Source organism: Peribacillus sp. YIM B13472, from assembly GCF_042788005.1.
GTDB lineage: Bacteria > Bacillota > Bacilli > Bacillales > DSM-1321 > Peribacillus > Peribacillus simplex_E.
On sequence record NZ_JBHZPG010000031.1, the window covers coordinates 59,672 to 66,113 of the forward strand.

The 6,442-nt window shown below is 41.6% G+C and carries 7 protein-coding genes and 1 tRNA gene; 1 reads left to right on the top strand and 7 read right to left on the bottom strand.

Annotation, left to right across the window (positions count from 1 at the left end):
- Positions 1-5 precede the first annotated feature (5 nt).
- Positions 6-665, bottom strand: a complete 660-nt coding sequence (locus tag ACFX4I_RS20120; protein WP_034306345.1) for a redox-sensing transcriptional repressor Rex — start codon at positions 663-665, stop codon at positions 6-8.
- Between the two features lie 33 nt (positions 666-698).
- Positions 699-1,205, bottom strand: coding sequence for a cyclic pyranopterin monophosphate synthase MoaC (moaC, locus tag ACFX4I_RS20125; protein WP_214794608.1), 507 nt, complete (start codon positions 1,203-1,205; stop codon positions 699-701).
- Between the two features lie 133 nt (positions 1,206-1,338).
- On the opposite strand from moaC, the gene ACFX4I_RS20130 reads away from it, so the two are divergent.
- The gene (locus tag ACFX4I_RS20130; RefSeq protein ID WP_230304246.1) at positions 1,339-3,258 is read left to right on the top strand and encodes an ABC transporter ATP-binding protein; all 1,920 of its coding nucleotides are present in this window, start codon (positions 1,339-1,341) and stop codon (positions 3,256-3,258) included.
- A 280-nt stretch (positions 3,259-3,538) separates the two neighbouring features.
- Here the strand turns inward: ACFX4I_RS20130 and tsaD are convergent, their stop codons facing one another.
- The 5 genes from tsaD to ACFX4I_RS20155 all read right to left on the bottom strand — a co-directional run bounded on the left by tsaD (position 3,539) and on the right by ACFX4I_RS20155 (position 6,441).
- A complete protein-coding gene (tsaD, locus tag ACFX4I_RS20135; protein ID WP_076372381.1) occupies positions 3,539-4,552 on the bottom strand; it encodes a tRNA (adenosine(37)-N6)-threonylcarbamoyltransferase complex transferase subunit TsaD in 1,014 nt (337 codons plus the stop codon).
- Entirely contained in the window at positions 4,549-5,001 is a 453-nt protein-coding gene (gene rimI, locus ACFX4I_RS20140; RefSeq protein WP_377422617.1) for a ribosomal protein S18-alanine N-acetyltransferase, read from the bottom strand. Before rimI ends, tsaD begins: the two co-directional genes overlap by 4 nt.
- Positions 5,002-5,023: 22 nt before the next feature.
- Positions 5,024-5,716 carry a tRNA (adenosine(37)-N6)-threonylcarbamoyltransferase complex dimerization subunit type 1 TsaB gene (gene tsaB, locus ACFX4I_RS20145; RefSeq protein WP_096340945.1) on the bottom strand — a complete coding sequence of 231 codons (693 nt, stop codon included), beginning with the start codon at positions 5,714-5,716 and terminating at the stop codon, positions 5,024-5,026.
- Complete coding sequence (gene tsaE, locus ACFX4I_RS20150) at positions 5,716-6,168, bottom strand: tRNA (adenosine(37)-N6)-threonylcarbamoyltransferase complex ATPase subunit type 1 TsaE (RefSeq protein WP_098373463.1); 453 nt, start codon at positions 6,166-6,168, stop codon at positions 5,716-5,718. The genes tsaB and tsaE overlap by 1 nt, the downstream gene beginning before the upstream one ends.
- Before the next feature lie 199 nt (positions 6,169-6,367).
- Positions 6,368-6,441 (bottom strand) — tRNA-Met (locus tag ACFX4I_RS20155).
- Between the last annotated feature and the right edge of the window lies 1 nt (position 6,442).

Consider the following 6,442-nt stretch of genomic DNA (forward strand, 5'->3'; position numbering starts at 1 on the left):
TTTTTTCATTCCTCCAATGCGGCTTCTTCCACTACAGGATAATGTTTCAGGAAGTAGATGAGCGACTGAAGCTCCACGGCCAGGTCAATGTGATGAACCCTTATGGATGGAGGCACTGTCAGCCGTGCAGGTGTGAAATTCAATATTCCTTTTATATCGGCTTTGACTAGACGATCGGTAATCGTCTGAGCTACCTGTGCAGGCACTGTCAATATAGCCGCAGTAATATTATTTTCCTGCAATAGTGTATCGATTTGATCCATATGATAGATGGGCACATCAGCTATTCGCTTGCCGACCTTTTCTTCAGAAACTTCGAAAGCCATTTCAATTTTAGTATTATTATTTTTCATGAAATTGTAATTTAAAAAAGCGGTTCCTAAATTTCCTACCCCGATTAAAGCGACTTTGGTCAATTCATCTTGATCTAGTGTTTTTCTAAAGAAGGATAATAAATAATTGACATTGTAGCCGTAGCCTTTTTTCCCAAGCGCGCCAAAGTAGGAAAAATCACGGCGAATGGTGGCAGAATCCACTTTTACAGCTTCACTTAGCTCTGCCGAGGAAACTCTTTGTTTGCCTGAGGAATGTAAGTTCTTTAAAAATCGATAATACAATGGCAACCTTTTGGCTGTCGCCTGCGGTATCTTTGGGTCATGGTTCATTGTTCTTCCCCGCTTTCACACATGCTTTTCAACTTAATCTCTATCTGTTTGTTTTACTTGCCTTTTATAATCGTCACTGGAAACTCCGCCTGTTTTCTCCACTAAGAATGTAGGCCCGATCACCATTCCCTTATCAATGGCCTTACACATGTCATAAACAGTCAAGGCAGTCACGGATGCAGCTGTTAACGCTTCCATTTCCACACCTGTACTCCCTTTTGTCTTAGCTTCCGTTTCAATCCTAAGCCTATATCCTTGTTCTTCTTTTTCCCAATCAAAGGCTATATTGACCCCTTGCAGAGCAATGGGATGGCACATCGGAATTATATTGGATGTATTTTTGCTGGCCATTATTCCTGCAACTTGCGCAACAGCCAGTACATCACCTTTTTTCATTTTATGGTTCGTGACCAATTCATATATTTCATCATTCAATAAAATGCTCGATTGAGCTACTGCCGTCCGGGTTGTTTCAGGCTTAGCACTCACATCGACCATTTTGGCCCTGCCCTGTTCATTAAAATGCGTTAAGTCTCCCATTTAAGTAACCCCTCCTAAATCATACACTATTATTCCACTTTATGTAACAGCTTTTGTTTAAGCTTGGAACCAAGCTGTTGCCGATAATAACCAAAATACGTTACACTAACAATAATCAATTGAGGTGAAATCTATGATTTTATTACAAATCAATCAACTATCGAAATATTATGGAGCTGAACTTATTTTATCAAATATGAAGCTCGAAGTTCAAAATAAAGATCGAATTGCACTTGTCGGCCGAAATGGCGCCGGTAAATCCACTCTGCTTAAAATCATAGCCGGGCAGCTTTCCCATGATGGCGGTGAAATAATCAAACCAAAAGGCGTCACCATCGGCTATATGGCCCAGGATACGGGATTGGAATCCGAACTGACCATTTGGGATGAAATGCTGACTGTATTCACGGACCTTATAGAGCAAGAAAAGGAACTGCGTCGCCTTGAGGCTGATATGGCCAGACCTGACATCTTTGAAAACGAAACAATTTACCAAAAAGTGCTGAATGAATACGACACTTTGATGGTGGCATTCAAAGAGAAGGGCGGTTATCAATATGAAGCGGATATCCGTTCCGTATTGCATGGACTTCAGTTTGCTGACTTTGACTATTCTACCCCAATTTCCACTTTAAGCGGTGGGCAAAAAACACGGCTTGCATTAGGGAAACTGCTTTTAAGGAAACCGGATATATTGATTCTGGATGAGCCGACGAACCATTTGGATATCGAAACCCTTTCTTGGCTTGAACAATATTTACAAAGCTACCAGGGAGCTGTCCTTATTGTTTCCCATGACCGTTATTTTTTAGATAAGGTAGTAAACCTCGTATATGAGATTTCTCGGAATAACATGAAAAAATACCATGGTAATTATAGTTCTTACCTAGAGGTAAAAGCGGAAGATTATGAGCGGGACATGAAACTGTTCGAGAAGCAACAAGGGGAAATTGAAAAGCTTCGCGACTTTGTCCAACGTAATATCACCAGGGCTTCCACCACGAAAAGAGCACAAAGCAGACGCAAACAGCTCGAAAAGATGGATGTATTGGACAAGCCGCAAGGTGATGAAAAATCCGCGAATTTTTCTTTCCAGATTGAAAGGCAAAGCGGAAATGAAGTACTTCACCTCCAGGACTTGGCTATTGGATATGAAGGGGAAACGGTATCAAAGAATATAAATTCCCGGATGACTAAAGGTGAGAGCATAGCACTTGTTGGCCCAAATGGAGTTGGAAAATCAACTTTATTGAAAACGATCATTTCTAAGCTGCCTGCACTTTCTGGGGGTTTCCGTTTTGGAACGAACGTAGAAGTTAGCTACTACGATCAAGAACAGGCTAACCTTGTTTCTAATAAACGCGTACTCAATGAATTATGGGACGACTATCCGCTTAAACCGGAAAAGGACATTCGCACCGTACTCGGTAATTTCCTATTTAGCGGGGACGATGTTTTGAAAACCGTTTCCACACTAAGCGGGGGCGAAAAGGCCCGGCTTGCTCTAGCCAAAATGATGATGCAAAAAGGGAATTTTTTAATTCTTGATGAACCAACGAACCATTTGGACCTCGATAGTAAATTAGTGCTTGAAAACGCATTGATCGATTATCCGGGAACCATTCTTTTCGTTTCACATGACCGTTATTTCATAAATCGAATAGCAACGAAAGTGATAGAGCTCTCCAAGGACGGCAACGAAGAATTCCTCGGTGATTATGATTACTATTTAGAGAAGAAACAGGAGCAGGCGGAAATCCAAGCACTTGAACAGCAGGAACAGGCTAAAACTTTAGATGCAGCTGTAGAAAAAACAAATTATAAAATTGATAAAGAAGCAAAAAAAGCTGAACGCCAGCGAAAACGGCGCATTGAGGAAATCGAGGCAGCCATGGAGCTTCTTGAAACCGAAATAAACGAATATAATGATCTTCTTTGTGATCCAAGTGTTTTTCAGGACCATGAAAAAGTAATGGAGGTCCAAGCAAAGCTTGATCATGCACAGGAAAGTTTGGACCAGCTTCTCGAAGAATGGACTGAACTGGAAGAATGACAAAAGACCGAGTCAATTGACTCGGTCTTTTTCTTTTCCAATCAAAACGTCGCTCGAAAGTTATCCACAAAATTATTAACAAACCACTTGCCGTTCACTAGCCATTAATTTAGGTTATACACATTATCCACAGAAACATATCCACTTATCCACAAAAAACACCGCTTTATACACATGCAGTGTGATTATCAAAAAAACTTTATCCACAGAATATTCTATTTTTTTATAAACATGATAAAAAGACAGGATGCCAAAGTGAGGGATCCTGTCTTCTCGTCAATTAAAATGCTTCGATATCCAATCCAGGATTTCCGTTCAAATCCAAACCAGATCGTTTTCCCTTTTCAAACATGACACTGCCAGCAGCACCGATCATGGCGGCATTGTCCGTACAAAGATATAGGGGCGGAATGGATATATCCATAGGTAAGTCCTTAAAAGCTTCCGTTAATGCTTCCCTTAGTCCTTTATTTGCCGCAACTCCTCCAGCAAGCAATACCTGCTTCACATTATATTCCTTTGCAGCCTTTACAGCTTTCATTACGAGCACTTCTATCACGCTTGCTTGGAAACTTGCCGCTAAATCTTTAGGTTCAATTTTTTCCCCGCGCTGTTCAGCATTATGCAAAGTGTTGATTACCGCTGATTTCAACCCGCTGAAAGAAAAGTCATAGCTGCCATCCAACCATGCCCGAGGCAGTTTCAAAGTTGGTGAGCCTTCTTGTGCCAGCCTATCGATATGAGGGCCGCCAGGATAAGGGAGTCCCAAGGTTCGGGCCACTTTATCATACGCCTCACCTGCTGCATCATCCCGCGTCTCCCCTATCACCTTGAAAGAACCCGGTTCTTCTAAAAGCACCAATTCCGTATGGCCTCCCGAAACGACTAAAGAAAGCGCAGGATATTCGATCTCCTGAATAAGCCGATTTGCATAGATATGACCCGCGATATGATGCGTACCGACAATCGGTATTCCATGTGCGAAAGCTACAGCCTTCGCCGCATTCACGCCTATTAATAGTGCCCCTACAAGTCCGGGACCTTCTGTAACGGCAATGGCATCCAAGTCTTCATAAGTCACACCTGCCTGAAGCAGTGCTTCTTCAAGAACGATCGTAATTTGTTCTACATGATGACGGGAAGCTATTTCCGGGACGACACCGCCAAAACGTTTATGGCTTTCGATTTGTGAAGCCACGACATTACTCAGTATCTCTGTTCCATTTTTTATGACAGCTGCCGCAGTTTCATCGCAGCTCGTTTCAATTCCTAATATAAATTGATCTTTTTTCATGAAAAATTCACCCACATAACATAAGCATCTTCTTGATTGTCTGTATAATAATTTTTTCGGATTCCACCCTTTTGGAAACCTAGTTTTTCATAAAGCGAAATGGCTACTGTATTACTGACACGGACCTCAAGCGTCATCCTCACCACACCCATCGAAATGGAGATTTCAATCATCTTCCTGAGCAAAGCTTCCCCAAGCTTTTGCCCTCGGTATTCTGGTAATATCGCTATATTGGTAATGTGCGATTCATCAATGACGATCCACGCACCGCAATAACCGGCAATTTTCCCTTCATCCTCTATCACCATGTATACAGCATATTGATTATGATTCAGTTCATTAAAAAAAGCTTCCCGGCTCCAAGGCAAAGTAAAGGACTGCTTTTCCACATTAAGCACTTGGTCGATATCTTCCGTATTCATCTTTCGGAACGTCAATGTTTTACTCATAATAATCGGTCGCTTTCCTTGTTTATTTCCCCTGTTGTTCAAGCCACTTAGCTTCTGCTTCAGCCATGCGGATATAATTCGGTACAAACTGGTGAACATCGACTTCAGTCTTATCAAGACCAATGAAGGCCAGTTCGCTTGGTCTTGAGTTATATGACTGTACCGGAGCAAATACAGCTAAATCACCTAACGCTTCCGTAATTGCATCCCGGTGGATGTCCACATCTTGACCAACGAATAAAACAGGACGATTTAATTCCTTCAATTGATTCGCCCACTCAGAGGATAGAATATTACAATCTTCAATGACAGTCTTTAAAGAGTTATTTTCCATTTCATATAATCCAGTATAAATCTGCCCTCTTCTTGCATCGAACAATGGAGAGATCAACCCGTTAAAATAACGTCCATTAGCTGCTAAAACCTCTAAACTGGAAACACCCGATAACGGAATCTGAAGTGTCCAGGCCAAGCTTTTTGCAATCGTCACTCCAATCCTGACGCCTGTATAGGATCCTGGGCCTTGAGCGACCACTATCTTAGTCAGATCCTTCGGTTTAGTATCACAATCCCTCAGCAGTGTTTCAATTGCTGGCATAACCCGCACCGAATGATTTTTCTTTAGGTTCGTCGTATACTCACCAATTACTTGACTCCCGTTTACCAGGGCCACCCCTAATGTGAAATTCGATGTATCTATAGCTAAAACCTTCATCAAATAATCTCCTTACATAACTTTACATATCGTTCGCCTTTGGCTTCCAGAACAAAACGCCGGCTTGTATCGCTCAGACGATAAATATAAATGGTCAAGATTTCCTCTGGAAGGTGATCCTTTATTAAATGGGCCCATTCAACGACAGTCACACCATCACCATCAAAATATTCTTCAAAGCCTAAATCTTCTTCCGATTCACTTACCCGATATACATCCATATGATATAAAGGCAATCGACCCATGTATTCCTTTATTATCGTAAAGGTAGGGCTATTCACCATTCTGGTAACACCTAATCCTTTAGCCAGCCCTTTTGTGAATGCCGTCTTCCCAGCACCCAAGTCACCTTCTAAAGCCAGCACATCGCCACTTGAAAGCTTTTGTGCCAATTCATGCGCAAATCGCGCTGTTTCTTCCTCATTCTGAGAAATCCATTCAACCTGATGCATATATCAATCACCTTTATCATTATTAGGAAAACGTCCTAAAGTTCATGTCGAGAACCATAAACGCAATATTATGGAACAAAAACCATTCTATATGTAGTTTACCTTGTTTCAAAAGAAGAAACAAATAAGTTAGAAACATAATTATTCGCATTTCGGATAAAACAAAAAAAACGAAACCTAAGTTTCGTTTTTTTCATGATTGCGGGGACAGGATTTGAACCTGCGACCTTCGGGTTATGAGCCCGACGAGCTACCGGACTGCTCCACCCCGCGA